Source organism: Pandoraea sp. NPDC087047 (genome assembly GCF_044745225.1).
GTDB lineage: Bacteria > Pseudomonadota > Gammaproteobacteria > Burkholderiales > Burkholderiaceae > Pandoraea.
The window spans coordinates 231713-257306 of record NZ_JBIUZU010000002.1 but is presented as its reverse complement, the minus strand read 5'-3'; the positions used below and the strand labels follow the sequence as shown (position 1 = coordinate 257306).

The following is a 25594-nucleotide window of genomic DNA, read 5'->3' as shown; positions in this document are numbered from 1 at the left end:
GAATTACTATACGAACTTCATTTGTCATCCATATGCATAGAGGCTGCCTGCGGGCGGCGTCTCGAAGTCGACGGCGATGGCTGTCGACGAGGCTCAGGAGTCCACGCGTTGTCCAAGTCGTCCAAGCCGTTCGAATCCACGCCGTCGCACGGGTCTGCTTCGGCGTCTGCGGCATCCACCGCACAAACTTCCGATACCGCCAGTCGTTCCTCGCCGTCGCCGGCCGGCGTACCCGGATTCGGTGCGCTCGCGGGCGTGAAGGTGCTCGAACTGGGCACGCTCATTGCCGGCCCGTTCGCCGCGCGCATGCTTGGTGAATTCGGCGCCGAGGTCATCAAGATCGAAGATCCGCAGCATGGCGACCCGCTGCGCAAGTGGCGCAAGCTGCATCCGGACGCCGGGGGCACGTCGCTCTGGTGGGCCGTGCAGGCGCGCAACAAGAAGTCGGTCACGATCAACCTCAAATCCCCGCAGGGGCAGGAGATCGTGCGCAAGCTCGCCGCGCAGGCCGACATCGTGGTCGAGAATTTCCGTCCCGGGTTGCTTGAGCGATTCGGATTGGGTTACGAACAACTCTCGGCCGACAACCCGGGGTTGGTGATGGTGCGTCTGTCCGGCTACGGTCAGACGGGGCCGTATCGCGACCGGCCGGGCTTCGGGGCGATTGCCGAGTCGATGGGCGGCTTGCGTCACATCACGGGCTATCCGGAACTTCCGCCGCCGCGCATCGGCATTTCCATCGGTGACTCCATCGCCGCGTTGCACGGTGTGATCGGCGCCATGATGGCGCTGCATCATCGCAACGTGAACGGCGGGCGAGGGCAGGTGGTCGACGTGGCGCTGTACGAGGCCGTCTTCAACCTGATGGAGAGCGTGGTGCCGGAATACAGCGTTGCGGGCATGGTGCGCGAGCGCACCGGGGCGTCGCTGCCGGGTATCGTGCCGTCCAACACCTATCCCTGTGCAGACGGCATGATCGTCGTGGGCGGTAATAGCGACCCGATCTTCAAGCGCCTGATGCATGCCATCGGTCGTGCCGATCTGGCGGAAGATCCGGGCCTCGCGCACAACGATGGCCGCGTGCCGCGCACGCAGGAAATCGATGAGGCGATCGGGCACTGGACACAAGCGCGTCCCATCGATGAGGCGCTTGCCGTGCTGCAAGGCGCGGATGTCCCGGCGAGCCGCATCTACACCGTGGCCGACATGTTCAAGGATCCGCAGTTCATCGCACGTCAGATGATCCAGCGTCATACGTTCCCGGACGGCACGCCGATCGATCTGCCGAACATCTCGCCGAAACTCTCGGAGACGCCCGGACAGACCCAATGGCTCGGCCCCGAGCTCGGGGCCCACACGGACGAAGTGCTCCGGCAACTGGGTTATGATGCCGGGCAAATCAAGACACTGCGCGAGAGCGGCGTCATCTGACGACATCCTCGCAGGCAGGACCACGGCGCGCGGCAGCGACCGCGGCTCGTGAATAAAGCACGTCAAACAAAGAAAGAACGCTGCAACCACGGAGACAAAACATCATGCAAAGACGTCAGTTCGTCACGGCACTGGCCGCCACCGGCTTGATCGGCGCAGGCATTCGCCCCGGCTTCGCGCAAGGCAAGCTCGAGAAGACCAAGGTGGCCATCGCCGTCGGCGGCAAGAACCTGTTCTATTACCTGCCGCTCACGATTGCCGAACGTCTTAATTACTTCAAGGACGAGGGACTCGACGTCGAAATCTCGGACTTCGCCGGCGGCTCGAAGGCGCTTCAGGCGCTCGTTGGCGGTAGCGCCGATGTGGTGTCGGGGGCCTACGAACATACGATTCTGTTGCAGGCGAAAAATCAGTACATCCGCGCGTTCGTATTGCAGGGGCGGGCACCGCAGATCGTCTTCGGCGTATCGAACAAGACGATGCCGAACTACAAGTCGATTGCCGATCTGCGCGGCAAGAAGATCGGCGTGACGGCGCCCGGTTCGTCGACGAACATCATGGCGAACTTCGTGCTGGCCAAGGGGGGTATTAAGCCCAACGAGGTGGCTTTCGTCGGTGTCGGTGCGTCGTCGGGCGCGCTGGCCGCGATCCGCTCGGGCAATATCGACGCCATCGTCAACCTCGACCCGGTGATCACCATGCTCGAGCGCGACAAGGAGATCCGCGTGATCTCGGATACGCGCACGCTCAAGGAAACGGTGTCGGTGTTCGGCGGCAACATGCCGGCGGGGTGCCTCTACACGAACGAATCGTTCATTCAGAAGAATCCGAACACGACGCAGGCGCTCACCAACGCCATGGTGCGCGCGCTGCGCTGGCTCCAGACGGCAGGGCCGGCCGACCTCATCAAGACGGTGCCCGACGCTTATCTGCTGGGCGACCGCGCGTTGTATCTCGACGCGTGGAGCCGCGTGAAGGAAGCCATCTCGCCGGACGGTCTGATTCCGGCCGATGGTCCGGCCACGGCGCTGCGCACGTTGCAGGCGTTCGACGAGACGGTCAAGGGCAAGCCGATCGATCTGTCGAAGACGTTCACGAACGAGTTCACGAAGAAGGCCGACGCCAAGTACAAATGATGACTGCGCCGGCTCTTAGTTTCGACAGCATTACGTGCACGTTCGTCGCGCGCGACGATCGCTCGCAGCGTTACACGGCGGTGGCCGATACGTCGCTCGACATTGCGCCGGGCGAGTTCGTCTCGGTCGTCGGCCCGACGGGGTGCGGCAAATCGACCTTGCTCAACGTTGCGGCGGGACTGCTTGCGCCGTCGTCCGGCAGCATCAAGGTGTTCGGTGAACCGCTCAAGGGCATCAACGCGCGTGCCGGTTACATGTTTCAGGCCGAAGCGCTGATGCCGTGGCGCAACGCCATCGACAACGTCACTGCGGGTCTGGAATTCCGGGGCGTTGCGCCCGAGGAGGCGAGGGCGCGCGGGCACGAGTGGCTCAAGCGGGTGGGGCTGGGCGGATTCGGCGATCGCTATCCGCATCAGCTCTCCGGCGGCATGCGCAAGCGTGTGGCCATGGCGCAGACGCTGATCCTCGACCCGGACATCATTCTGATGGACGAACCGTTTTCGGCGCTCGACATCCAGACACGTCAGTTGATGGAAAACGAGTTGCTGGAGTTGTGGGCAGCCAAGCGCCGCGCGGTGTTGTTCATCACGCACGATCTGGACGAAGCGATTGCGCTGTCCGATCGCGTGGTGGTGCTCGCCGCGGGGCCGGGTACGCACCCTATCGGGGAGTTTCGGATCGATCTGCCGCGTCCGCGCGATGTGGCGGAGATTCGGAACCATCCGCGCTTCACCGAGCTGCATGCCCAGATCTGGGACGTGCTGCGCGAGGAAGTGCTCAAGGGCTACGCGCAACAGTTAAAGGCGGTCTGAATCGTCATGTGGCAAATCGCAGGCTTTCTCATGGTCTCGCTGGCTTGGCCGAGTTGGCCAGGCTGGCTCGACTGGATGGACTGGTTCGATTTGCCGGACGGCTTTGGCTTGTTCGATTGGCTCGTCTGATCGCTCGTCTGATATTCCCGGAATTCGTTCGTCATGCGTAATCGTTCGATCATGCGGCATTTGCGGTTGTGGCAATGGCTGTTGCTGGTGGTGGGTTTCCTCGTCTGGTATGTCCTCACGAGCCCGACGTTGCTGCCTGCGTTCTATTTCGACAGCCCCGACAAGGCGGCTTTCTTCTTCGGAGAGCCGCAGAAGGTGCTGCTCCAGATCTGGCAGTGGTTCGTCAGCGGAGAAATCTATCTTCATCTGGGCGTGACACTGCTCGAGACGGTGCTGGCATTTGCCATCGGTACCGTGTTCGGCTTGGGGGTAGGGCTATGGCTTGCCCTCTCGCCCAGCGCCGGTGCATTGCTCGATCCGTACATCAAGGCGGCCAACTCGATGCCCCGCGTGATCCTCGCGCCGATATTCGGGGTGTGGTTCGGGCTTGGTATCTGGTCGAAAGTTGCGCTCGGCGTGACGCTGGTGTTCTTCATCGTCTTCTTCAACGTATATCAAGGCGTCAAGGAAGTCAGTCCGGTGGTGCTCGCCAACGCACGCATGCTGGGCGCGAATCAGCGTCAGTTGCTGCGTCGCGTGTATTTGCCGAGTGCGACGAGCTGGGTGTTTTCGAGCCTGCACAACTCGGTCGGTCTTGCGTTCGTCGGGGCGGTGGTCGGGGAGTACCTGGGGTCGGCGCGTGGCGTCGGCTATCTGATTCTGCAAGCGGAAGGCACGTTCGATATCAACGCGGTGATCGCCGGGGTGCTGATCCTGACGGCGTTCGCGCTGGTGCTCGACGGGCTCGTCGGTGTGGTCGAGCGACGCTTGCTCGTCTGGCAGCCGCAGGCCGGGGAAACCGAAAAGATGTAACCGGATGTGACGGGTTTGGGCACGCGCGTGTGCCTGCAGCGGTGGTGACGTCGTGCGCACGCGGGCGTCTGGCAGGCGGATGGTGTCGATGGGCAGGCCACAGACGGCCATAGACGGCCAATACGGGACCGATAGCGAGTGGATTCGTAGCAATTTCGTCGTTGTTGCGGAGGGGCGCCGAGGCCGTGACCGGGAAGGGAAACAACGCGACAGATAACGCGACAGATGCCGCTAAGGCGTCATATCCGAGCACCTTTCCTCGGTTACAATTGCCGCATGCGAATCCTGCTCAGCAACGACGATGGGTATCAGGCGCCAGGCCTGGCCGCGCTTTACGAAGCGCTGGCTCCGCTTGGCGACATTACGGTGGTAGCGCCCGAACAGAACTGTAGCGGTGCGTCCAACTCTCTGACCCTGCAACGGCCGCTTTCTGTTTTCAAGGCGCCCAATGACTTCACTTTCATTAACGGCACGCCGACCGATTGTGTCCACGTGGCGTTGACGGGACTGCTCAATGAGCGGCCCGATATCGTGGTCTCCGGGATCAACAACGGCCAGAACATGGGCGAAGACACGCTGTACTCCGGTACCGTGGCGGCGGCTACCGAAGGTTTTCTCTTCGGTATTCCGTCGTTTGCGTTCTCCCAGGTCAACAAAGGCTGGGATCATCTCGACAGCGCCGCTCGCGTGGCGCGAGAGGTGATCGAGCGCTATATGGAGCGTCCGCTGGGTGCGCCCTTTTTGTTGAACGTCAACATTCCTAATTTGCCGTACGACCGCATCAAGGGTGCGCTCGCGACGCGCCTTGGGAAACGTCACCAATCGCAACCGGTCATCCGTCAGGAAAATCCGCGCGGCGAAACGATTTACTGGATCGGTCCGGCCGGCGACGCGCGCGATAGCAGCGAAGGCACCGATTTCCATGCCGTGGCGCACGATTACGTCTCGGTCACCCCCTTGCAACTGGATCTCACGCACACCGCACGACTTGGCGTCGTGCACGATTGGCTGGCCAGCGCAGGGGTGGCCCAACGATGACGACACCGCCGAAGCGTTTTCCCCTTCCTCTGTCCGAAGTGATGACTCGCCGGCAACGTAAGGCGCCGGTGCTCGACAAGGCGTCGCGTGCCAGCCCCGCTGGTGCACCGCCTGCCGCAATGACGCGTGGTGCGACATCGGCGAATCAAGGAAACGGGAAGACGCCGGCGGTCGGCAGTCATAGCAACTTGCGCGCTGCGTCTACGCCGATGGCGGGTGCTTCAGCGCGCCCGGCCGGTGCGCAGACACCGCACGCGGTCGTGCCGAAAGGCCTCGCCCGCGCGGCGTCTGCCCCGCATGCGCAGCCCGCGCCGCATAACGCGAAAAGTGCGCCGAAGCCGGTGGCGAAGGCGCATGGCGCGGGGGCTATTCATAAGGGGGTGACGGCCAGTGGTATCGCAGCCAAAGGCACCGCGCGAGGTGCCGCACCGTCGAAGGTTTCGACTGGCGGCACAGCACGCGCGAATGCGCCGGTTGCCGTGAGTTCGCCTGACGGCATCGGGCTGACGTCCGAGCGCGTGCGCGCGCGAATGGCTGAACGGGTCGCGGCCTCGGGCGTCAAACACCCGGGCGTGCTGGCGGCGCTGGCGACGGTGCCACGCCACGGATTTGTCGACGCGGCGCTCGCCAATCAGGCTTATGAGGACGCCGCGCTTCCTATCGGTCACGGACAGACGATTTCGAAGCCGTCGGTCGTGGGGCGCATGATCGAATTGCTGCTCGCCAGCGGTCGTCCGCTGGAAAAGGTGCTGGAGATTGGCACCGGATGCGGCTATCAGGCGGCGGTGCTCTCGTGCGTGGCGCGAGATGTCTATTCGATCGAGCGAGTGCGCCCATTGCACGAACGCGCCAAAGCCAACCTGCGGCCGTTGCGGGTGCCCAATATTCGCCTGCATTACGGTGACGGGCGGCTGGGCCTGCCTGCCGTGGCGCCGTTCGACGGTATTGTGATTGCCGCTGCCGGGCTGGAAATTCCGGACGCGCTGGTCGATCAGCTTGCCGTCGGTGCACGTCTTGTCGCCCCGGTGGGCGGTGAGCAACAGATTTTGACCCTCATCGAGCGCATCGGTGCACGCCAGTGGCGCGAGACGCAGCTTGATAGGGTGTTATTCGTCCCCTTAAAATCGGGCATCATCTAAGCCCGTCGGGCCTATTCTGCGGAGGATTTGAGTGAATTTGCGAGCGGGTTTCCAACAACGCGTCGCCAGTGTCCTGTTGCTGAGCATGCTGGCAGCGTGCGCATCGCGACAAGTCGGGGCGCCGGTCGTCGACCGTACCGTAGGCGGTGCGGCGACCGACAACAGTGTGTCGGGCGCCGCTGCGCCTGTCGTCGACAACACGCCGGTGCCGCCGGGGTATTACCGCGTCAAGCCGGGTGATCGTCTCTATCGCATTGCGCTGGAGAACGGGCAGAATTACCGCGATATCGCGCGCTGGAACAACATCCAGAATCCGGATCAGATCGAAGTCGGTCAGGTGCTCCGCGTGAAGCCGCCTGCGGGCGATACTGGTACGCCGCTGCCGTCGCCGGCCGCGACACCATCGTCGTCTGCCAGCAACAGCCCGGCCTCCGTGCCGCCGGCAGTGGTGCCGCCGTCCGCGAGTTCGACGGCGTCGAGTGCGCCGTCGGCCGTGTCCAGCGGCGAGCTGCAACTGTCGTGGCCGGCCAAGGGCACCGTTGTGGGGCGCTTCGACGACTCGAAGAACAAGGGGCTGAACATTGGTGGTACGACCGGTCAACCCATTTACGCGGCGGGGGCTGGCAAGGTGGTGTACTCGGGTGCCGGCCTGCGTGGCTATGGCAACCTCGTCATCATCAAACACGATGCCACCTTCTTGACGGCGTATGCACACAACAGCAAACTGTTGGTCAAGGAAGGCGACTCCGTCACGCGGGGTCAAACCATTGCCGAAATGGGCAACTCGGATGCAGATCGTGTCATGCTGCATTTCGAGGTGCGTAAGGACGGCAAGCCTGTGGATCCGATGAAGTATTTGCCGCCTCAATAACCTAGGCAGGGTCGAATGCTCAAGAGAAAGCGTCGTACTTCGCAAGAGGAAGACCTCGCTGCCCCGGAGCCAGATCAGGACGTTGACGATCGGCAATCCCGGCAGGATGAGGACGTGGACGACGCTTTCGACGAGCGCGAGGCGGAGGATGACGACGCCCCGGCGTCCGACGCTGCCGATGCCGCTGAAGAGGGCGCGAGCACCGGCCGCAAGCGCAAGTCTGCCGGTGCCGACGACTTCGGCACTGTCCTCCAGGCCGAGCTCACGGCCGACACCGTCCAGCACTACCTCAATCGCATCAGCGTCAAGCCGCTGCTGACCCCGGCCGAAGAGCTCGATTTTTCCACGCGTGCGCAAGCCGGTGAGTTTGCGGCGCGTCAGGTGATGATCGAGCGCAATCTGCGTCTCGTCGTGAGCATCGCCAAGGGATATCTCAATCGGGGTGTGCCGCTGCTCGATCTGATCGAGGAGGGCAATCTCGGCCTGATGCACGCCATCGAGAAATTCGACCCGGGGCGCGGATTCCGTTTCTCGACGTACGCAACATGGTGGATTCGTCAGAGCATCGAACGCGCCATCATGAATCAGGCGCGTACTGTGCGGCTGCCGGTGCATGTCATTCGCGAACTCAATCAGGTGCTGCGTGCGAAGCGTCACCTTGAGAAGAGTGCCGCGTATGTCGACGGTGGAGAGCAGCGCGATGCGAGCATCGAGGATATCGCCGATCTGACAGGCAAGACGCCGGAAGAGATCACCGACATTCTCGCGCTCAACGAGCATGTGGCGTCGCTCGACGCCCCGCTCGAAATCGATCCCGGCAGCAGTCTGCTCGATCTGCTCTCTGACGACCACAGCGAGGCGCCGGAGCAGGAAGTGCAGCATCGCGAGCTCGAAGACCTCATGCGGCTTTGGCTCTCGCGCCTGTCGACCAAACATCGTTACGTCATCGAGCGCCGCTTCGGACTCAATCGCGTGGAGCCTGCCACGCTTGAAGAGTTGGCCGACGAAATGGGTTTGACGCGCGAGCGTGTGCGTCAGATTCAGCAGGAGGCGCTCGTCAAACTAAAGCGCTATTTCGCGTCCAACGGCGTGCGCAAGGACGCCGTGCTCTGAGCGGTGCCGTTTGATTGTCGCTTGCCGGGTACGTGGTGTGCGCTGCAAATTGGCGTCCCCTCGGCATCGAGTGACGCATCTTGTGATCCTTTCTTCCGATTTTCACCATGCCATCTCCCGTTCTCGTCTTCGATATTGAAACGATCCCCGATGTCGTCGGCCTGCGCAAACTCGAGCCCGCGTATGCCGGTCTGTCCGACGAGGCCGTCGCAGAGGCGGCGTTCGCCGCCCGCCGGGAAAAAGTGGGTCACGATTTCCTTCCGTTGCATCTGCAACGCGTGGCGGCCATCTCGTGTGTGTTCCGCGATCGTGACGGCTTCCGAGTGAAGTCGCTGGGCACGCTTAAAGACGGCGAGGAGGTGCTGATTTCCGGCTTCTATCGCACCATCGAAAAGCACGCGCCGCAGCTTGTATCGTGGAACGGCGGGGGCTTCGATCTGCCTGTGTTGCACTACCGCGCGATGATTCATGGCATTTCCGCGTCGCGTTATTGGGATATGGGCGAGGACGATCGCGAGTTCAAGTGGAACAACTACATCAGCCGGTATCACCAGCGCCATCTGGATCTGATGGATTTGCTCGCGATGTATCAGGCACGGGCAAACGCGCCGCTCGACGATCTGGCCAAGCTGTGCGGTTTCCCCGGCAAGCTCGGCATGGACGGCAGCAAGGTGTGGGAGGCGTATCGAGACGGCAAGCTCGAAGAGATACGCAATTACTGTGAGACGGACGTGGTGAATACGTATCTTGTGTACTGCCGTTACCAGTTGATGCGCGGTGGTTTGGGGCATGCGGAGTACGAGCAGGAGATCGAATTCGTGAAGCGTTCGCTTGAGCAGGAAGAGGCGCCGCATTGGAAGGAGTACCTCGGCGCCTGGGTGTAATTTGAGGCATTTCCGATGTTTTTCACGGGTGACGCGTGGCGACACGCATTCGCCGCGCATAACTCGCGGGCGAATCGATTAAAATGCCGGGTTTGCTGTCGCCTATGAGAACAAAGACGTGACCCGCTCCTCCCGAAACGCCTCGCGCGGCCGGCCCGGCGCCGAGCCTGGCATCATCGATATCGAATCGCTCGACATGGAAGCGCGCGGCGTTGGCCGCACGTCACCCGAGGGCGAGCCGGGCACACCGGAATACAAACCCGGCAAGGTGATCTTCGTCGAAGGCGCACTGCCGGGCGAACGCGTCACGTATCTGAGCTATCGTCGCAAACCCAAATTCGAGCAGGCCGAAGCCGTCAATGTGCTGCGCGCGAGCCCGATGCGCGCCAAGCCGAAGTGTCCGCATTTCGGCAAGTGCGGGGGATGTTCGATGCAGCATCTTGAGCCGCGTGCGCAGATCGCCATCAAACAGCGCGTGCTCGAGGATAATCTGGCGCGTCTGGGGAAGGTGAAGGCCGAAGCCATGCTTCGACCGATTCAGGGGCCCGACTGGGGATACCGTTTCCGTGCGCGTCTGACGGTGCGCTACGTGCCGAAGAAGGGCGGCGTGCTGATTGGCTTCCACGAGCGCAAGAGCAGCTACGTGGCCGATATGGATTCGTGCGAAGTGTTGCCGCGTCACGTGTCGGACATGCTGGTGCCGCTGCGCCGTCTGGTCGAATCGCTGTCGATTCGCGAACGTTTGCCGCAAATCGAGTTGGCGATCGGGGCTGATGTAACGGCACTCGTGCTGCGTATTCTCGAACCCCTCACGCCGGCTGACGAAGACATGCTTCGTGCATTTGCGGATGCGAATCACGTCCAGTTCTGGGTGCAGACGAAGGGTCCGGACACTGCCGTGCCGTTCTATCCGCTTGAGCCGGAGCTGCACTACACACTGCCGGAGTATCAGATCCGGATGCCGTTCAAGCCGACGGACTTCACGCAGGTCAATCATCAGATCAACCGTGTGCTGGTGCATCGCGCATTGCGCTTGCTGGCGCCGCAGTCGCATGAGCGCGTGCTCGATCTGTTCTGCGGGCTCGGCAACTTTACGTTGCCGCTGGCGCGTCGCGCCGGGAAGGTCGTGGGGATCGAAGGCAGCACGGCATTGACCGAGCGCGCGCTGGCGAATGCGCAACGCAATGGCGTGGCCGAGCATACGGAGTTCGCATGCCGCAACCTGTTTGACATCACGGCGGATGACATTCGTGCGCTGGGCGCATTCGATCGCTACCTGATCGATCCGCCGCGCGAGGGCGCATTGGCGGTATCGAAGGCGCTGGCCGAACTGGCGCAGCAGGGTTACGAGGGGATGCCCAAGCGTATCGTCTACGTATCCTGCAGCCCCGCAACGCTGGCGCGCGACGCCGGTCTGCTCGTGCACGAAGCGGGTTATCGTTTGACGCTGGCGGGGGTGGTAAACATGTTCCCGCACACGTCGCACGTCGAATCGATGGCGGTTTTCGAGCATGAAAGCATCGGCGAGCCGTGGGTGCCACGCGTACGGATGTCCGAGTCGGATGGCCCGAACGCTCAGGACGGTACTGCCGATGAAGGCGTCGAGGCGATTGCCGGCGCCGCGAGCGGCGATGGTGTCATCCACGAGGGCGCCTGATCGTTCTCGTGGATCGGCCGCGCTGCCCCGGCGGCGTGGCTGTTGTGGGCGGCCGCGCAGTTGAATGGTTGAGCAGCAGCGGTAGGTCAGGGATGTTTCACGGCCTCTCTTGCCAACGTGTCGCCCAAAGAAAAAGCCAGTCCCGAAGGACTGGCTTTTTTGCGTCTGTCGGCGGCACGAAGTGCAAAAGCACTCGCTTGGGCCGCCGCATCAGTGCATCCGCGCTTAGTTGCGGTTGCCGCCCAGCACGCCAAGGATGGCGAGCAGGTTGGTGAAGATGTTGTACAGATCGAGATAGATCGCGAGCGTTGCGGTGACGTAGTTCGTCTCGCCGCCGTTCACAACGCGCTGCACGTCGAACAGGATGTACGCCGAGAAGATCGCGATGGCGAGCACCGAGACGGTCAGCATCAGCGCCGGCAGGTGCAGCCAGATGTTGGCGATCGATGCCAGCAGGATTACGATCACGCCCATGAACAGCCACTTGCCCAGTCCGCTGAAGTCACGTTTGCTGACCGTGGCGACCGTCGCCATCACCGTGAAAATCACGGCGGTGCCGCCGAATGCCAGCATGATGAGCGATGCGCCGTTCGAGAAACCCAGGACGAAGCTCAGCAGTCGCGTGAGCATCAGGCCCATGAAGAACGTGAAGCCCAGCAGCAATGCCACGCCGACGCCGCTGTTCTTGAAGCGCTCGATGGCGAACATGAAGCCGAAAGCGATGGCAAGGAACGCGATCACGCTGACCATCGGGCTGCCCGCGAACAGCGCGAAGCCGTAGTTCACACCCAGCCAGGCCCCCGCGATCGTCGGCAGCATCGACAGCGCGAGCAGCCAATACGTATTGCGCAGCACCTTGTTGCGCACTTGCGCGGTCGCGACGCCACCCGTTCCACCGTAGCCGAAGCGTTGAAAATCCTGGTTCATATATTGTGTTCTCCGTGGTCGTTGTGCCTGTTGGCGGGGCCTGCAGGCGCCTGGTGACGCTTACGATGCCGGCCATTGCCGGCAAATCCCCCGCAGCCGTTGGTCTGGCTTGTCGTCGAAGTCAAAGAATACCGAAAAATACCCGGAAAAGCGCTCGGACGATTCTCGAAATATTCGGGCGAAAACCCAAATTTCAATCCACCGCCGCCTGCTCCAACCCTGCCATCTTGGGAAGGTGTCGGAATCTTGCGCTCACCTCAACTTCGCGAAAAGCCGGATCGTCCCGGCCGTCCTGCGTTTGAGCGGTACGTGCACTGTAGGTTCCGTCCCCATCATAACAGCCTTCGTGCTACAATTACGGGTTCATGTTGGTTATATAACTGCTTAATTTTTTGGAGTTTTTCATGGCAGTCGAACGCACTTTGTCGATTATCAAGCCCGATGCCGTTGCCAAGAACGTGATCGGCCAGATTTACAGCCGCTTCGAAGGCGCAGGCCTGAAGATCGCCGCTGCCAAGCTGGTACACCTGTCGCGCGCTGACGCCGAGCAGTTCTACGCCGTGCACAAGGAGCGCCCGTTCTTCAAGGATCTGGTCGACTTCATGATCTCGGGTCCGGTGATGATCCAGGCGCTGGAAGGTGAAAACGCCATCGCGAAGAACCGCGAACTGATGGGCGCCACCGACCCGAAGAAGGCAGAGAAGGGCACGATCCGCGCCGACTTCGCCGACAGCATCGACGCCAACGCCGTGCATGGCTCGGACGCCGCTGAAACGGCCGCTGTGGAAGTGGCTTTCTTCTTCCCGGGCATGAACGTCTACTCGCGCTAAGCCGCGTATAGTCGCTCAATCGCAGGAAGATACCGAAGGGATGTTGACGGACCAGGGCCATGACCAACCTCACGAATCTGCTTGATTACGATCCGGACGGTCTGGCCGCCTATTGCGGCACGCTCGGTGAGAAACCGTTCCGTGCTCGCCAGCTCCAGCGTTGGATCCACCAGATGGGCGCCGCCGATTTCGACGGCATGACCGATCTGGCCAAATCGCTGCGCGAGAAGTTGAAAACGCGCGCGAATATTGTTGCGCCTGCTGCCATCACCGACCACCTGTCGGCGGACGGCACGCGCAAATGGCTGCTGGATGTGGGCAACGGCAATGCCGTCGAGACCGTCTACATTCCCGAGGAGACGCGTGGCACGCTTTGCGTTTCGTCGCAAGCGGGCTGCGCCGTCAATTGCCGGTTCTGTTCGACCGGCAAGCAGGGTTTCTCGCGCAATCTGTCGCTAGGCGAAATCATCGGTCAGTTGTGGATGGCCGAATTCGCGTTGCGTCGGGACCTCGGGCGCGAGGGCAAGAACGAGCGTGTCATCACCAACGTGGTGATGATGGGCATGGGCGAGCCGCTGCTCAATTTCGACAACGTGGTGGGCGCCATGCGCCTGATGCTCGACGACAACGCCTATGGGCTGTCGCGTCGTCGCGTGACCTTGTCGACCTCCGGTGTGGTGCCGATGATGGACCGCCTGGGCCAGGAGCTGCCCGTGGCGTTGGCCGTCTCGCTGCACGCGCCGAACGATGCGCTGCGCGACGTGCTCGTGCCGCTCAACAAAAAATATCCGTTACGCGAACTGATGGGCGCGTGCGAGCGTTACCTGGAAGTGGCGCCGCGCGATTTCATCACGTTCGAGTATTGCATGCTCGACGGTGTGAACGACACCGAAGCGCATGCGCGCGAGCTTGTCGCCCTGACGCGCGACGTGCCGTGCAAATTCAATCTGATCCCTTTCAATCCGTTCCCTGAATCCGGCCTGCTGCGTTCGAAAGATCCGCAGATCAAGCGTTTTGCGCAAATTCTGCTCGACGCAGGCCTCGTCACGACCGTGCGCAAAACGCGCGGCGACGACATTGACGCCGCTTGTGGGCAGCTTGCCGGCGAAGTGCAGGATCGCACGCGGCTTGCACAGCGCGGAAAATTCGGGAAAATCGCGGTCGAGGTGCGTACCGTATGAGGTTACGCATGGGCGGGCGTGGACCGTGGCGAGGGCCGTCGGCCCCGCTCGCGCCATGCCGCCCGTCGGATCAGTCTTGCACTACAGCATTCCTTGCGCGGGGCGAGTATCGTGTCCCGCGCGATTCCGTCAGTTTCTTGCCGGGTTTTCCGATGCGTTGCGCAGATCTTCACGTCGCGCGCACGGCGGATGACGCACTGAAACTGTCGCGAGCATATCCTCAGCCGCTGCGGGTGGCTGCTTACGAACGGGGGCGTATCGATGGATAACCAGAATCAGGCGGATGCAGGCGGGCAAGCCGAGGCTCAAGGCCAGGGATTGCCGCAAGGCGCACCTGCCGGATGGGCTGAGCTGGGAGCGCAAGTGGGGGCGCAACTGGCGGCATTGCGAGAAAAGCGTGGCATGTCGGTCGAAGACGTGTCGGCGCGTCTCAAGGTCTCGGTGCAGAAGCTCAAGCGTCTCGAAGCCGGCGAGTGGGATGCCTTGCCGGAAATGCCGTTTATTCAGGGCGTGGTGCGTAGCTACGCGCGTATGGTGGGGGGCGACCCCGAGCCGATGATCGAGTCGCTGCGCCGTTTCAGCGGTACGTCGCCGGTCCCCATCGATATTCCCCAGCCCCAGTCGGGGCAACCGAGCATTCCGAAGAGCCCGGTACGGTTCCGCTCGCCGGTGGCGGCGTCGCAAGCCAAGTGGCCGTGGGCCCTCGCTGCGCTCGTCGTGATCGCCGGTGCCGCGTGGTACTTCGGTAACGCACATAAGGCCGGACGGGGTTCGGTCGAACCGGCGGAACTCGCCAGCGCCGCGTCGGCGCAGGGCGCGCCGGATGCCGCCGAGCCGGCCAGCCAGCCGGTGGTTGCCGATGCCAACGGCACACCGCCGGGCGCCGACGGCACGAATGCGGCCAATAGCGGCAATACGGAAAACACGGTGAACAACGCGTCGGCCAGTGCGGCCACTGCGGGGGCGGGCCTGATTGCTGCCGCCGATCCGACGCACGTTGTCGCCGGCCTGGCCAGTGCGGCAACCGCACCGGCCGTGGCAGCACCGGTGGCACCGGCTGACGCGAAGGCATCGAGCGTGGGGGTGCCGGGCAATGGCAAGATTGCGTTGCGCCTGAAGGCGGATAGCTGGGTGGAAGTGCGTTCGAAGGACGGCAAAGTGCTGTTCTCCCAGCTGATGCGCGCGGGTGCCGAACAGGAAATTACGGGCGATGCGCCGCTCAAGGTCGTTGTGGGTAACGTCGCGGGCGTCGAGTCGCTGGAATTCAACGGTCAACCGGTCGAGATCAAGTCCCGCAATGCGGGCAACGTGGCGCGTCTGACGCTCCAGTAAGACCGAAAGAGGGTAATCATGGCTTCTGTAGAATGCATGCCGATCATCGGTGGTCCGGCGCCTCGCCGTCAGTCGCGCAAGGTCGGGATCCGTTGGGGCGGCCAGCTCGTGACGGTCGGCGGCGATTCACCGATTCGCGTGCAATCGATGACCAACACCGACACGGAAGACGTGATCGGCACGGCCATTCAGGTGAAGGAGCTGGCGCAAGCGGGTTCCGAGCTCGTGCGTATCACGGTGAATACGCCGGAAGCGGCCGCTGCCGTGCCGGAGATTCGCGAGCAACTCGATCGCATGGGCGTGATGGTGCCGCTGGTGGGCGACTTCCATTACAACGGCCACAAGCTGCTTGCCGACTATCCGGCATGCGCCGAAACGTTGTCGAAGTACCGCATCAACCCGGGTAACGTCGGGCAGGGTGCCAAGCGCGACACGCAGTTCGCGCAAATGATCGAAATGGCGATCAAGTACGACAAGCCGGTGCGCATCGGCGTGAACTGGGGCAGCCTGGATCAGTCGTTGCTCGCTCGCATCATGGACGAAAACGCGAAACGCGAAACTCCGTGGGACGCGCAAAGCGTGATGTACGAAGCGCTGATCACGTCGGCACTCGAATCGGCTCAACTGGCGCAGAACGTCGGTCTGTCGGCAGACAAGATTCTGCTGTCGTGCAAGGTGAGCGCGGTGCAGGATCTGATCGCCGTGTATCGCGAGTTGGCCAAGCGCTGCGACTACGCGTTGCACCTGGGGCTGACCGAAGCGGGGATGGGCTCGAAGGGCATCGTCGCGTCGACGGCCGCGCTGTCGGTGCTGTTGCAGGAAGGCATTGGCGATACGATCCGGATTTCGCTGACACCCGAGCCGGGTGGCGCGCGTACGGGCGAAGTTGTGGTGGCGCAGGAAATCCTGCAGACGATGGGCCTGCGCGCGTTTGCGCCGATGGTCATTGCCTGCCCGGGTTGTGGCCGCACGACGAGCACGGTGTTCCAGGAGCTCGCCTCGAGTATTCAGACATATCTGCGTGAACAAATGCCGGTGTGGAAGGCTCAATATCCGGGCGTCGAGAATATGAACGTCGCCGTCATGGGCTGCATCGTGAATGGTCCGGGGGAATCGAAGCACGCGAACATCGGCATCAGCTTGCCGGGCTCGGGTGAATCGCCGGCGGCGCCGGTGTTCGTCGATGGCGAAAAGGTGCGTACGCTGCGCGGCGATCATATCGCCCAAGAGTTCCAGCAGATCGTCGACGACTATGTGAAGACCCATTACGGTCAGGCCGAAGGAGCGGTTGCCGCCTAAGACCGGCACAAGGTCCACTTAAGCCGATGTAAGGCACTCGCGGCCCGGGCAGCAAGCAGGCAGAACACAAGAGAATATGACTGACGCAAAGAAGAATCGCCTCGCCAAACTGGCCGGGGTCAAAGGCATGAACGACATCCTCCCGCAGGACGAAGCCCTGTGGGAGTTTTTCGAAGAATCGGTGCGCGCGATGCTGCGCGCGTATGGCTATCAGCAAATCCGTACGCCGATTCTCGAGCAGACGCAGTTGTTCACGCGCGGTATCGGCGAAGTGACCGACATCGTCGAGAAGGAGATGTACAGCTTTACCGATTCGCTCAATGGCGAGCAGCTCACGATGCGCCCCGAGGGCACCGCGGCTGCCGTTCGCGCAACGCTCGAACACAATTTGCTGTACGGCGGCCCGAAGCGTCTGTGGTACTTCGGCCCGATGTTCCGTCACGAGAAGCCGCAACGCGGCCGCTATCGTCAGTTCCATCAGGTGGGCGTGGAAGCGCTCGGCCTCGCGGGACCCGATGCCGATGTCGAAATCATTTTGATGTGCCAGCGCCTGTGGGACGATCTCGGTCTGACTGGTATCCACCTGCAACTGAATTCGCTGGGGCAGGGCGAAGAGCGCGCGCGTCATCGTGCCGATCTGATCGCCTACCTCGAAAAGCACGTCGACCTGCTCGATGAAGACGGCAAGCGCCGTCTCTACACGAACCCGCTGCGCGTGCTCGACACGAAGAACCCGGCGATGCAGGAGATGGTCGAAGGTGCGCCGAAGCTCATCGATTATCTCGGAGAGGAATCGATCAGGCACTTCGAAGGCGTGCAGTTGCTGCTCAAGGCGAACAACATTCCATTCACGATCAATCCGCGTCTGGTACGTGGTCTGGATTACTACAATCTGACCGTGTTCGAGTGGGTGACGGACAAGCTGGGTGCGCAGGGCACGGTGGCCGGTGGCGGACGTTACGACCCGCTCATCGAGCAACTGGGCGGTGACCCCACGCCGGCGTGCGGCTGGGCCATGGGCGTCGAACGTATTCTCGAGTTGCTGCGCGAAGACGATCTCGTGCCGCAGGCCGAAGGTGCTGATGTCTACGTCGTGCATCAAGGCGAGTCGGCGGTGGCGCCGGCGTTGATCGCGGCCGAGCGCATGCGCGACGCCGGGCTGAACGTCGTGTTCCATTGCAGCCCGGACGGCAAGAGCAGCAGCTTCAAGTCGCAGATGAAGCGCGCGAACGCGAGCGGTGCGAACTTCGCGGTCATCATCGGTGAGAACGAAGTGGCTTCGGGAACTGCCGAAGTCAAGCACATGCGTGCGGCCGAGCAGGCGAACAATCAGTCGAGCGTGCCGTTCGAGGCGCTCGCCGAGTACCTGATCGACGCCATCGTCGCCAGTGCCGACGAAAGTGTGAACGAAAGCCTGGCCGGCGACGGCGCGGGCAACGAAACCCTTCATTAAGACGCCAGACACGGAGAACCCCGGCGAATGAGCAGCTATCACGAGGAACAGGAACAGATCGAGAACGTAAAGGCCTGGTGGCAGCAGTACGGCAATTACGTTATCTGGACGCTCGTCGTCATCATGCTGGCCTATGGCGGCTGGAACCTGTGGCGCTATTACGAACGCAAGCAGACGGTGGAAGCTGGCGTGTTGTATGGCGAACTGGAAAGCGCCATCGACGCGAAGGACAAGGCGAAGGTCGCGCGCATTGCGTCGGACATGGAGAGCAAGTTCAGCGGCACGCCGTACGCGCAAATGACCGCGCTGCTCGCGGCCAAGACGCTCGCGGACGCGGGCGATGCCGCAGGCGCGAAGGCGCAACTGCAATGGGCCGTGTCGAACGCCAAGGACGACGAGTACAAGCAACTGGCCAAGCTGCGTCTGGCGGGCGTGCTGCTCGACGAGAAGGCGTATGACGAGGCGCTCAAGCTGCTCGACAATCCGCCGGCGCCGTACGCCGGGCTGTTTGCCGATCGTCGCGGTGACGTGCTGGTTGCGCAGAGCAAGGTGGCCGATGCACGGACCGCTTACAAGCTCGCACTCGACAAGCTCGACAAGCAGGACTCGGGCATGCGTCAGTTCGTTCAGTTCAAGCTCGACGCGCTGGGGGCCTGACGCGCGTCGGCATTCCGTTGGCAAGTATTACCCTCCCATAACGCATAACCGGGTACATGATGATCCTTAACGACTTCCGTCGATCGATGCCGCAAACGATGGCCATGTCACAGTCCGAGCCGTCCGCCTCGATGCGCCGCCGTAGCCTTTTCAAGCGCGCGGGCACTGCTGTGCTGACGCTGGCGGTGCTGGGTACGCTGGGTGGCTGCGGACTCTTCGGCAGCAAGCCGGCGCACGAACCGACACCGCTCACGGAGATCAAGCAGGCGTTGACCGTCAAGCAGATCTGGACAGCGAGCGTCGGCAAGGCCGGGGCTTACAGCTTTGCGCCGGTTGCCGTGGGCAATGCGGTGTTTGCGGCGGGCGCGAATGGCAGCATCGTGCGTCTGGATGCGGATACGGGAGCGTCGACCTGGTCGACCAAGGCGGATACGAGCATCACCGCCGGTCCGGGCAGCGATGGCGAGACGACCGTCGTCGCTACGCACAAGGGTGACGTGATCGCGTTCGATCACGATGGCAAGCCGTCATGGAAGGCCAACGCCGGCAGCGAAGTGCTCACCGCACCGCTGGTCGGTCGCGGCCTGGTGGTGGTGCGTGCGATCAACAACCGAGTGACCGCGTTCGACTCGGGTACCGGTTCGGTGCGCTGGTCGTACTCGCAGCCGAGCTCGACGTTGACGCTGCGTACCGGCACGGGCATGACGTTCGTGGGTGACCGTTCGGTCGTCACGGGCTTCCCCGGCGGCAAGCTGGTAGCGCTCGACGCCAACACGGGCAACCCGCAGTGGATCACGCCGCTGTCGTACCCGAAGGGTGTGACCGAAGTCGAGCGTGTGAACGACGTGACGGGTTCGCCGGTCGTGTTCGGCCGTCAGGTGTGCGGTGCAACGTTCCAGGGCCGTGTGGGCTGCGTGGACGTGCAGACCGGCAACGGCCTGTGGGCGCGTGAATTCTCGTCGCCTAACGGCGTGTCGCAGGACGAACGTGTGGTGGCATCGGTCAATACCGACGGCGCCGTGTACGCGTTCAACGCTGCCGATGGCAGTACACTGTGGCAGAACGACAAGCTCAAGTACCGCGACCTGTCGGCGCCGTTGGCGCTCGGCCGCGTGGTAGTGGTGGGCGACAAGCAGGGCTATCTGCATTTCCTGTCGCGTGACAATGGCGAGTTCCTCGCCCGCGTCAAGCTGAGCGGTGCAATCAGCGCACAACCGGTCATCGCCGGTCAGACGCTGGTCGTGCAAACCCGCGACGGCAATATTTATGGCTTCCGTCCGGAATAACCGGTAACCGGCAAGCACCCGGGCATTTTCCGGGAACGGCCGGCAGCGCGCCGGCCGTCTTCGTTTTTAGGGCTTATTCATGAAACCCGTGATCGCGCTCGTAGGGCGCCCCAACGTCGGCAAATCGACGCTATTCAACCGTTTGACCCGCTCGCGCGACGCACTCGTCGCCGACATGCCCGGGCTCACGCGCGACCGTCACTATGGCGAGGGGCGCGTTGGCGAGCATCCGTATCTGGTGATCGACACCGGCGGCTTCGAACCCGTGGCCAAGGAAGGCATCTTCCACGAAATGGCCAAGCAGACGCGCCAGGCCGTGGTCGAGGCCGATGTCGTGATCTACATCGTGGACGGCCGTCAGGGCCTCACGCCGCAAGATCAGATCATTGCCGACTACCTGCGCAAGACAGGGCGCAAGATCATGCTCGTGGTCAACAAGGCCGAGGGCATGAAGTACACCACGGTCGCGAACGACTTCTACGAACTCGGTCTGGGCGACCCGCTGGCAATTTCGGCAGCGCACGGCGACGGCGTGAAGGAAGTCATCGACGAAGCGATTGCGCCGTTCTATGCCAATGAGGACGAGAGCGAAGACGACGAGACGCGCAACGGGCGCGTGAGGATCGCCATCGTTGGCCGTCCGAACGTGGGCAAATCGACGCTGGTCAACACGTTGCTCGGCGAAGAGCGCGTGATCGCGTTCGACATGCCGGGCACCACGCGCGACTCGATTCACATCGATTTCGAGCGTCAGGGCAAGGAATACACGCTGATTGATACGGCGGGCTTGCGTCGTCGTGGCAAGGTGTTCGAGGCCATCGAGAAATTCTCGGTCGTCAAGACGCTGCAATCGATCGCCGATGCGAACGTCGTGATCCTCATGCTCGACGCGCGCCAGGACATCTCCGATCAGGACGCGCACATTGCGGGCTTCATCCTGGAATCGGGCCGTGCAGTGGTCGTGGGCGTGAACAAGTGGGACGGGCTGGACGAATACACCCGCGATCAGGCCAAGCAGGAGCTTGAGCGAAAGCTCAAATTCCTCGGTTTCGCAAACTTCCACTTCATTTCGGCCGCGAAGGCGACGGGCATTGGCCCGCTGATGCGCTCGGTGGATGAGGCGTACGCGGCGGCGATGAGCAAACTGCCGACGCCGAAGCTCACCAAGGCGCTGATCGAAGCGGTGGAGCACCAGCAGCCGCGGCGCGCGGGCTTCTCGCGTCCGAAGCTTCGCTACGCTCACCAAGGGGGCTCGAATCCGCCGATCATCGTCATTCACGGGAATAGTCTGGATGGCGTGACCGATAGCTATCGCCGCTATCTTGAGAACCGTTTCCGCGAAACTTTTAAGTTGAAGGGCACTCCATTACGCATAGAGTTCCGGAACAGCGCGAACCCTTACGCCAAGGGCGAGTGAAAGCCGATCCTGGGCGGGGTTTTGCTGGCGACGCTAGCAAAATCAGCTATAGTGTGGAAGTCAGGGTGGGAAGCGCGCACACGCCTTGGCTTACGGTCATTTGCTAAAAATACAATGGAGTAACTTATGAGCAACAAAGGGCAACTTCTACAAGACCCGTTTCTGAACGCCTTGCGTAAGGAGCATGTTCCCGTCTCGATCTATCTGGTCAACGGTATCAAGCTGCAGGGAAACATCGAGTCATTCGACCAGTATGTCGTCCTGCTGCGCAACACGGTCACCCAAATGGTCTACAAGCATGCCATTTCGACGGTCGTGCCTGCGCGTCCGGTGAATTTCCATCCGGAAGCCGAGCAGTCCTGATTCAGGCTCGCCCGACCGGGAGTCTCTCCGGCCGGGCGAATTTCTCCTCCCCATCGCCCGCTCTTGTCCAACAGTCCCAATCCCCACTCCCAGCGTAGCTTGACCACCAACGCCGCGCTCGTCGGCATCGATTTCGGCAAACTCGATTTCGAAGCCAGCCTCCAGGAACTCGACCTTCTGACGCAATCCGCAGGCGCCAAGCCTGTCGTGACGATCACTGGCCGTCGCCACAGCCCCGATGCCAAGCTGTTCATCGGCAGCGGCAAGGCAGAAGAACTGCGCGATGCTATCGCCGAGTACGACGTCGAACTGGTCATTTTCAATCACGCACTGACCCCCGGTCAGCAGCGTAACCTCGAACACCTGCTGCAACGCCGGGTGGTGGACCGTACCAGCCTGATCCTCGATATCTTCGCCCAACGCGCGAAGAGTCATGAAGGCAAGCTGCAGGTCGAACTCGCGCAATTGCAGTACCTGTCCACGCGCCTGGTGCGCGCCTGGACTCACCTGGAACGTCAGAAGGGCGGTATCGGTCTTCGCGGGCCGGGCGAAACGCAGCTCGAAACCGACCGCCGGCTGCTCGGCGATCGCGTGAAATCGCTCAAAGTGCGGCTCGAGAGGCTGCAGCGTCAGCACGATACGCAGCGTCGCGCGCGTCAGCGCAGCGGCACCATGTCGATCTCGCTTGTCGGGTATACGAACGCAGGCAAATCCACGCTGTTCAATGCGATGACGAAGGCCAATGCCTACGCCGCCGATCAACTGTTCGCCACGCTCGATACGACATCGCGTCGCGTTTATCTTGGCGATGTCGGGAACATCGTGCTGTCTGACACTGTCGGATTCATCCGCGAGTTGCCGCACCAGTTGGTCGCGGCATTCCGGGCGACCCTTGAGGAGACGGTACACGCCGACATGCTGCTGCATGTGGTGGATGCCTCGAGTCAGGTGCGCAAGGAGCAAATGGCCGAGGTCAATGCCGTTCTGGCGGAGATCGACGCGGCCGATATCCCCCAGATTCTCGTCTGGAACAAGATCGACGCGGTGCCGGAACTGGCCGCGCAAGGGCCGAGAATCGAACGGGACGAGGCCGGGCGCATTACGCGAGTCTTTTTGAGCGCGCGCACCGGTCAGGGCCTTGAGCTGCTGCGCGAGGCCATCTGCGAGGCGGTTGTGGCCGGCACTGGGTTACAATCGCAGCACGAAGCGCCCGATGTCCGGCTCATCGACCGTTGGGACGATGTGCCGCGCGCAGAAGACAGATAACACGAGACGTCGCCTCGTGAAGGGCAGGTTGCCACGGGGTTTTACCGGCAGCACAGCCCGACACGGGTGACGAACTGGCAAGAGACTAGACGGAGGCCGGGCAAGGCCGCCGATCGGCAAACCAGATTCGGGAACCACGCGCGAACCGGCAACATGCGCGCTCCGAAGTGAGGCACGCCGGTCGCAACGCCAAACCCGCTTCAGTCACCACGCTTCTACCTATGCTTCCAAGAGCTTTGATGCGACGAGTTGGCTTGATTTTCTCCCTGAACGACCCGCGCTGGGGGCGGGACGGCGGCGGCGATACGCCGTCCGGCAATCAGGAGCCGAACCGCCCCGATCGTGCGAACAATCCGAATTCGCAAGATCCGAAGGAGCCGCAGCGCGGACCGCAAGGTCCGCAGCAGGATGGCCCGCCCGATCTCGACGAACTGTGGCGCGATTTCAATCGGCGTCTTAACCGTATCTTCGGCCGCAAGAACGGCGGGGGCGGTAATGGCGGTTCGAACAATAATTTCTCCGGCGGCTCGCGTGGGTCGAGCATCGGCGTGGGCGTCGTGCTCGCGCTGGCGTTCCTGATCTGGCTGGCCACGGGGCTCTTCATCGTCCAGGAAGGTCAGGTCGGTGTCGTCACCCAGTTCGGCAAGTACAAGTACACGACGACTTCGGGTATCCAATGGCGCCTGCCGTATCCGTTCCAGTCGGTCGAAATCGTCAACATGTCGCAGATCCGGTCGGTGGAAATCGGCCGTTCGAACACGATTCGCGATACCGATCTGAAGGACTCGTCGATGCTCACGGGCGATGAAAACATCATCGATGTGCGCTTCGCCGTGCAGTACCGCATCAAGGATGCGACCGAGTTCCTGTTCAATAACGTGGACGCCGAATCGTCGGTGAATCTGGCCGCGCAAACGGCTGTGCGCGAGATCGTCGGCAAGAGCAAGATGGACTTCGTGCTCTACGCCGGTCGTGAAGAGATCGCCAACGAGCTTGTCACGTCGATCCAGCGCATTCTCGACAGCTACAAGACTGGCATTCTGGTCACCAGCGTCACGATGCAGAGCGTGCAGCCGCCCGAGCAGGTACAGGCGGCGTTCGACGACGCCGTGAAGGCCGGTCAGGATCTGGAGCGCGCAAAGAACGAAGCGCAAGCCTATGCCAACGACGTGATTCCGCGTGCCAAGGGTACGGCGTCGCGTCTGACGGAAGAGGCCGCGGGCTACAAGGCGCGTGTCGTGTCGCAGGCACAGGGGGATACCGATCGCTTCAAGTCGGTGCAGGAAGCCTACGCCAAGGCCCCCGGTGTGATTCGCGAGCGTATGTATCTCGATACGATGCAGCAGATCTACTCGCGCACTACGAAGATCATGGTGGATTCGAAGAACAACAGTCTGTTGTATCTGCCGTTGGACAAGATCATGGAGCGTTCGCGTAGCGACGCGTCGACCCCGGCACCGGCGTCCGGTGCAGGCACGGGGGCGGCGGCGGGTGCACCGGCCGCTGATGACACCAATGATGTCGACCATGATCGATCGCGAGCGGCACTGCGCAACCGCGACCGCGATTCACGCTAAGGGGATAAGCGCATGAACCGTATTGGAACCGTTATTGTCGCGCTGATCGTTCTGTTGATCGTGCTCGCCTCGACCATGTTCGTGGTGGACCAGCGCCGTTATGCCGTGGTGTTCTCGCTGGGCGAGATCAAGGATGTCTACAGCCAGCCCGGTCTGAAATTCAAGTTGCCGCCGCCGCTCCAGACCGTGCTGTATCTGGACAAGCGCATCATGACCATCGACAACCCCGAGCCGGAGCGCTTCATCACGGCTGAGAAGAAGAACCTGATCGTCGACTCGTATGTGAAGTGGCGCATCATCGATCCGCGCAAGTTTTACGTGAGCTTCAAGGGAGATAACCGCCTCGCGCAGGATCGTCTGACGCAGCAGATTCGCTCGGCATTGCAGGAAGCCTTCACCAAGCGCACGGTGACCGAAGTCGTGTCGACGCAGCGTGATCAGGTGATGCAGTGGGTCAAGCAGAAGGTGGGCGACGAAGCCGCTCAAGTGGGTATTGAAATTGTCGACGTGCGTATGCGTCGCGTGGATCTGGCTGCGGGCATCAGCGATTCGGTGTATAGCCGTATGGCGGCCGAGCGCAAGCGCGTGGCGAACGAACTGCGTTCGACCGGGGCTGCCGAGGCAGAGCAGATTCGTGCCGACGCCGACCGTCAGCGTGACGTAGTTGTCGCCGAAGCGTATGCCAAGGCACAGCAAGTCAAGGGTGAGGGCGACGCTGCTGCCGCCAACATCTATGCGCAGGCATTTGGCCGTGATCCGCAGTTCGCTCAGTTCTATCAGAGCCTCGAAGCCTACAAAGCGACCTTCCGTGACAAGAAGGACGTGATCATTGCCGACCCGAACAGCGACTTCTTCCGATTCATGCGCAGTTCCGGCGGTGCTGGCGCGTCAGCCGGAAAAGCGGGAAAATAGCGCCTTTGACATCCGAGTAGCTGCCACCGCCC

General features: G+C 62.2%; 23 protein-coding genes and 1 pseudogene. 23 read left to right on the top strand and 1 reads right to left on the bottom strand.

Going from position 1 to position 25594, the window contains the following annotated elements; all coding sequences use genetic code 11:
• Positions 1-255 precede the first annotated feature (255 nt).
• From ACIPHM_RS03825 to rlmD, 11 genes are all read left to right on the top strand, one after another.
• Positions 256-1431 carry a CaiB/BaiF CoA transferase family protein gene (locus tag ACIPHM_RS03825; protein ID WP_400325319.1) on the top strand — a complete coding sequence of 392 codons (1176 nt, stop codon included), beginning with the start codon at positions 256-258 and terminating at the stop codon, positions 1429-1431.
• 104 nt (positions 1432-1535) lie between these two features.
• A complete protein-coding gene (locus ACIPHM_RS03820) occupies positions 1536-2567 on the top strand; it encodes an ABC transporter substrate-binding protein (protein WP_400324710.1) in 1032 nt (343 codons plus the stop codon).
• Positions 2567-3379, top strand: a complete 813-nt coding sequence (locus ACIPHM_RS03815; protein ID WP_400325317.1) for an ABC transporter ATP-binding protein — start codon at positions 2567-2569, stop codon at positions 3377-3379. The genes ACIPHM_RS03820 and ACIPHM_RS03815 overlap by 1 nt, the downstream gene beginning before the upstream one ends.
• Before the next feature lie 6 nt (positions 3380-3385).
• Positions 3386-3508 (top strand): hypothetical protein, encoded by a 123-nt coding sequence (locus ACIPHM_RS03810; protein ID WP_400324708.1) that lies wholly within the window; start codon positions 3386-3388, stop codon positions 3506-3508.
• A gap of 33 nt (positions 3509-3541) precedes the next feature.
• Positions 3542-4360 carry an ABC transporter permease gene (locus ACIPHM_RS03805; protein ID WP_400324706.1) on the top strand — a complete coding sequence of 273 codons (819 nt, stop codon included), beginning with the start codon at positions 3542-3544 and terminating at the stop codon, positions 4358-4360.
• Positions 4361-4636: 276 nt separating this feature from the next.
• On the top strand, positions 4637-5398 hold the full coding sequence (surE, locus tag ACIPHM_RS03800) for a 5'/3'-nucleotidase SurE (protein ID WP_400324704.1): 762 nt from the start codon (positions 4637-4639) through the stop codon (positions 5396-5398).
• Positions 5395-6537, top strand: coding sequence for a protein-L-isoaspartate(D-aspartate) O-methyltransferase (locus ACIPHM_RS03795; protein WP_400324703.1), 1143 nt, complete (start codon positions 5395-5397; stop codon positions 6535-6537). The genes surE and ACIPHM_RS03795 overlap by 4 nt, the downstream gene beginning before the upstream one ends.
• Before the next feature lie 85 nt (positions 6538-6622).
• Positions 6623-7408, top strand: coding sequence for a peptidoglycan DD-metalloendopeptidase family protein (locus tag ACIPHM_RS03790; protein WP_400325315.1), 786 nt, complete (start codon positions 6623-6625; stop codon positions 7406-7408).
• Positions 7409-7423: 15 nt separating this feature from the next.
• A complete protein-coding gene (rpoS, locus tag ACIPHM_RS03785) occupies positions 7424-8521 on the top strand; it encodes an RNA polymerase sigma factor RpoS (protein ID WP_400324701.1) in 1098 nt (365 codons plus the stop codon).
• Between the two features lie 107 nt (positions 8522-8628).
• The gene (locus ACIPHM_RS03780) at positions 8629-9405 is read left to right on the top strand and encodes a 3'-5' exonuclease (protein WP_400324699.1); all 777 of its coding nucleotides are present in this window, start codon (positions 8629-8631) and stop codon (positions 9403-9405) included.
• Between the two features lie 118 nt (positions 9406-9523).
• A complete protein-coding gene (gene rlmD / locus ACIPHM_RS03775; protein ID WP_400324697.1) occupies positions 9524-11062 on the top strand; it encodes a 23S rRNA (uracil(1939)-C(5))-methyltransferase RlmD in 1539 nt (512 codons plus the stop codon).
• 225 nt (positions 11063-11287) lie between these two features.
• Here the strand turns inward: rlmD and ACIPHM_RS03770 are convergent, their stop codons facing one another.
• Entirely contained in the window at positions 11288-11989 is a 702-nt protein-coding gene (locus ACIPHM_RS03770) for a Bax inhibitor-1/YccA family protein (RefSeq protein ID WP_400324695.1), read from the bottom strand.
• Between the two features lie 404 nt (positions 11990-12393).
• Between ACIPHM_RS03770 and ndk the strand changes: the two genes are divergently transcribed.
• The 12 genes and pseudogenes from ndk to hflC all read left to right on the top strand — a co-directional run bounded on the left by ndk (position 12394) and on the right by hflC (position 25562).
• On the top strand, positions 12394-12819 hold the full coding sequence (gene ndk, locus ACIPHM_RS03765; protein WP_400324693.1) for a nucleoside-diphosphate kinase: 426 nt from the start codon (positions 12394-12396) through the stop codon (positions 12817-12819).
• 59 nt (positions 12820-12878) lie between these two features.
• Entirely contained in the window at positions 12879-14000 is a 1122-nt protein-coding gene (gene rlmN / locus ACIPHM_RS03760; protein ID WP_044455382.1) for a 23S rRNA (adenine(2503)-C(2))-methyltransferase RlmN, read from the top strand.
• Positions 14001-14261: 261 nt separating this feature from the next.
• Complete coding sequence (locus ACIPHM_RS03755) at positions 14262-15332, top strand: helix-turn-helix domain-containing protein (protein ID WP_400324692.1); 1071 nt, start codon at positions 14262-14264, stop codon at positions 15330-15332.
• An 18-nt stretch (positions 15333-15350) separates the two neighbouring features.
• Positions 15351-16631 (top strand): flavodoxin-dependent (E)-4-hydroxy-3-methylbut-2-enyl-diphosphate synthase, encoded by a 1281-nt coding sequence (ispG, locus tag ACIPHM_RS03750; RefSeq protein WP_400324690.1) that lies wholly within the window; start codon positions 15351-15353, stop codon positions 16629-16631.
• A 76-nt stretch (positions 16632-16707) separates the two neighbouring features.
• On the top strand, positions 16708-18084 hold the full coding sequence (gene hisS, locus ACIPHM_RS03745) for a histidine--tRNA ligase (RefSeq protein WP_400324689.1): 1377 nt from the start codon (positions 16708-16710) through the stop codon (positions 18082-18084).
• Positions 18085-18111: 27 nt separating this feature from the next.
• Positions 18112-18741 carry a YfgM family protein gene (locus ACIPHM_RS03740; protein ID WP_400324688.1) on the top strand — a complete coding sequence of 210 codons (630 nt, stop codon included), beginning with the start codon at positions 18112-18114 and terminating at the stop codon, positions 18739-18741.
• Positions 18742-18845: 104 nt separating this feature from the next.
• Positions 18846-20027, top strand: a complete 1182-nt coding sequence (gene bamB / locus ACIPHM_RS03735; RefSeq protein WP_400324686.1) for an outer membrane protein assembly factor BamB — start codon at positions 18846-18848, stop codon at positions 20025-20027.
• 79 nt (positions 20028-20106) lie between these two features.
• Positions 20107-21444, top strand: coding sequence for a ribosome biogenesis GTPase Der (der, locus tag ACIPHM_RS03730; RefSeq protein ID WP_400324684.1), 1338 nt, complete (start codon positions 20107-20109; stop codon positions 21442-21444).
• Positions 21445-21570: 126 nt separating this feature from the next.
• Entirely contained in the window at positions 21571-21807 is a 237-nt protein-coding gene (hfq, locus tag ACIPHM_RS03725) for an RNA chaperone Hfq (protein WP_010807283.1), read from the top strand.
• A gap of 99 nt (positions 21808-21906) precedes the next feature.
• Positions 21907-22986: pseudogene (hflX, locus tag ACIPHM_RS03720) on the top strand (GTPase HflX); the annotation flags it as partial.
• Positions 22987-23327: 341 nt separating this feature from the next.
• Positions 23328-24650, top strand: a complete 1323-nt coding sequence (gene hflK / locus ACIPHM_RS03715; protein WP_400324681.1) for an FtsH protease activity modulator HflK — start codon at positions 23328-23330, stop codon at positions 24648-24650.
• Between the two features lie 12 nt (positions 24651-24662).
• Positions 24663-25562, top strand: coding sequence for a protease modulator HflC (gene hflC, locus ACIPHM_RS03710; RefSeq protein ID WP_400324679.1), 900 nt, complete (start codon positions 24663-24665; stop codon positions 25560-25562).
• Positions 25563-25594: the final 32 nt, after the last annotated feature.

Bases quoted from the DNA above. Each gene is read 5' to 3' on its own strand.
- ACIPHM_RS03820 (WP_400324710.1), top strand. From the start codon at position 1,536: ATGCAAAGACGTCAGTTCGTCACGGCACTGGCCGCCACCGGCTTGATC.
- ACIPHM_RS03815 (WP_400325317.1), top strand. From the start codon at position 2,567: ATGACTGCGCCGGCTCTTAGTTTCGACAGCATTACGTGCACGTTCGTC.
- ACIPHM_RS03810 (WP_400324708.1), top strand. From the start codon at position 3,386: ATGTGGCAAATCGCAGGCTTTCTCATGGTCTCGCTGGCTTGGCCGAGT.
- ACIPHM_RS03805 (WP_400324706.1), top strand. From the start codon at position 3,542: ATGCGTAATCGTTCGATCATGCGGCATTTGCGGTTGTGGCAATGGCTG.
- surE (WP_400324704.1), top strand. From the start codon at position 4,637: ATGCGAATCCTGCTCAGCAACGACGATGGGTATCAGGCGCCAGGCCTG.
- ACIPHM_RS03795 (WP_400324703.1), top strand. From the start codon at position 5,395: ATGACGACACCGCCGAAGCGTTTTCCCCTTCCTCTGTCCGAAGTGATG.
- ACIPHM_RS03790 (WP_400325315.1), top strand. From the start codon at position 6,623: ATGCTGGCAGCGTGCGCATCGCGACAAGTCGGGGCGCCGGTCGTCGAC.
- rpoS (WP_400324701.1), top strand. From the start codon at position 7,424: ATGCTCAAGAGAAAGCGTCGTACTTCGCAAGAGGAAGACCTCGCTGCC.
- ACIPHM_RS03780 (WP_400324699.1), top strand. From the start codon at position 8,629: ATGCCATCTCCCGTTCTCGTCTTCGATATTGAAACGATCCCCGATGTC.
- ACIPHM_RS03770 (WP_400324695.1), bottom strand. From the start codon at position 11,989: ATGAACCAGGATTTTCAACGCTTCGGCTACGGTGGAACGGGTGGCGTC.
- ndk (WP_400324693.1), top strand. From the start codon at position 12,394: ATGGCAGTCGAACGCACTTTGTCGATTATCAAGCCCGATGCCGTTGCC.
- rlmN (WP_044455382.1), top strand. From the start codon at position 12,879: ATGACCAACCTCACGAATCTGCTTGATTACGATCCGGACGGTCTGGCC.
- ACIPHM_RS03755 (WP_400324692.1), top strand. From the start codon at position 14,262: ATGGATAACCAGAATCAGGCGGATGCAGGCGGGCAAGCCGAGGCTCAA.
- ispG (WP_400324690.1), top strand. From the start codon at position 15,351: ATGGCTTCTGTAGAATGCATGCCGATCATCGGTGGTCCGGCGCCTCGC.
- hisS (WP_400324689.1), top strand. From the start codon at position 16,708: ATGACTGACGCAAAGAAGAATCGCCTCGCCAAACTGGCCGGGGTCAAA.
- ACIPHM_RS03740 (WP_400324688.1), top strand. From the start codon at position 18,112: ATGAGCAGCTATCACGAGGAACAGGAACAGATCGAGAACGTAAAGGCC.
- bamB (WP_400324686.1), top strand. From the start codon at position 18,846: ATGTCACAGTCCGAGCCGTCCGCCTCGATGCGCCGCCGTAGCCTTTTC.
- der (WP_400324684.1), top strand. From the start codon at position 20,107: ATGAAACCCGTGATCGCGCTCGTAGGGCGCCCCAACGTCGGCAAATCG.
- hfq (WP_010807283.1), top strand. From the start codon at position 21,571: ATGAGCAACAAAGGGCAACTTCTACAAGACCCGTTTCTGAACGCCTTG.
- hflC (WP_400324679.1), top strand. From the start codon at position 24,663: ATGAACCGTATTGGAACCGTTATTGTCGCGCTGATCGTTCTGTTGATC.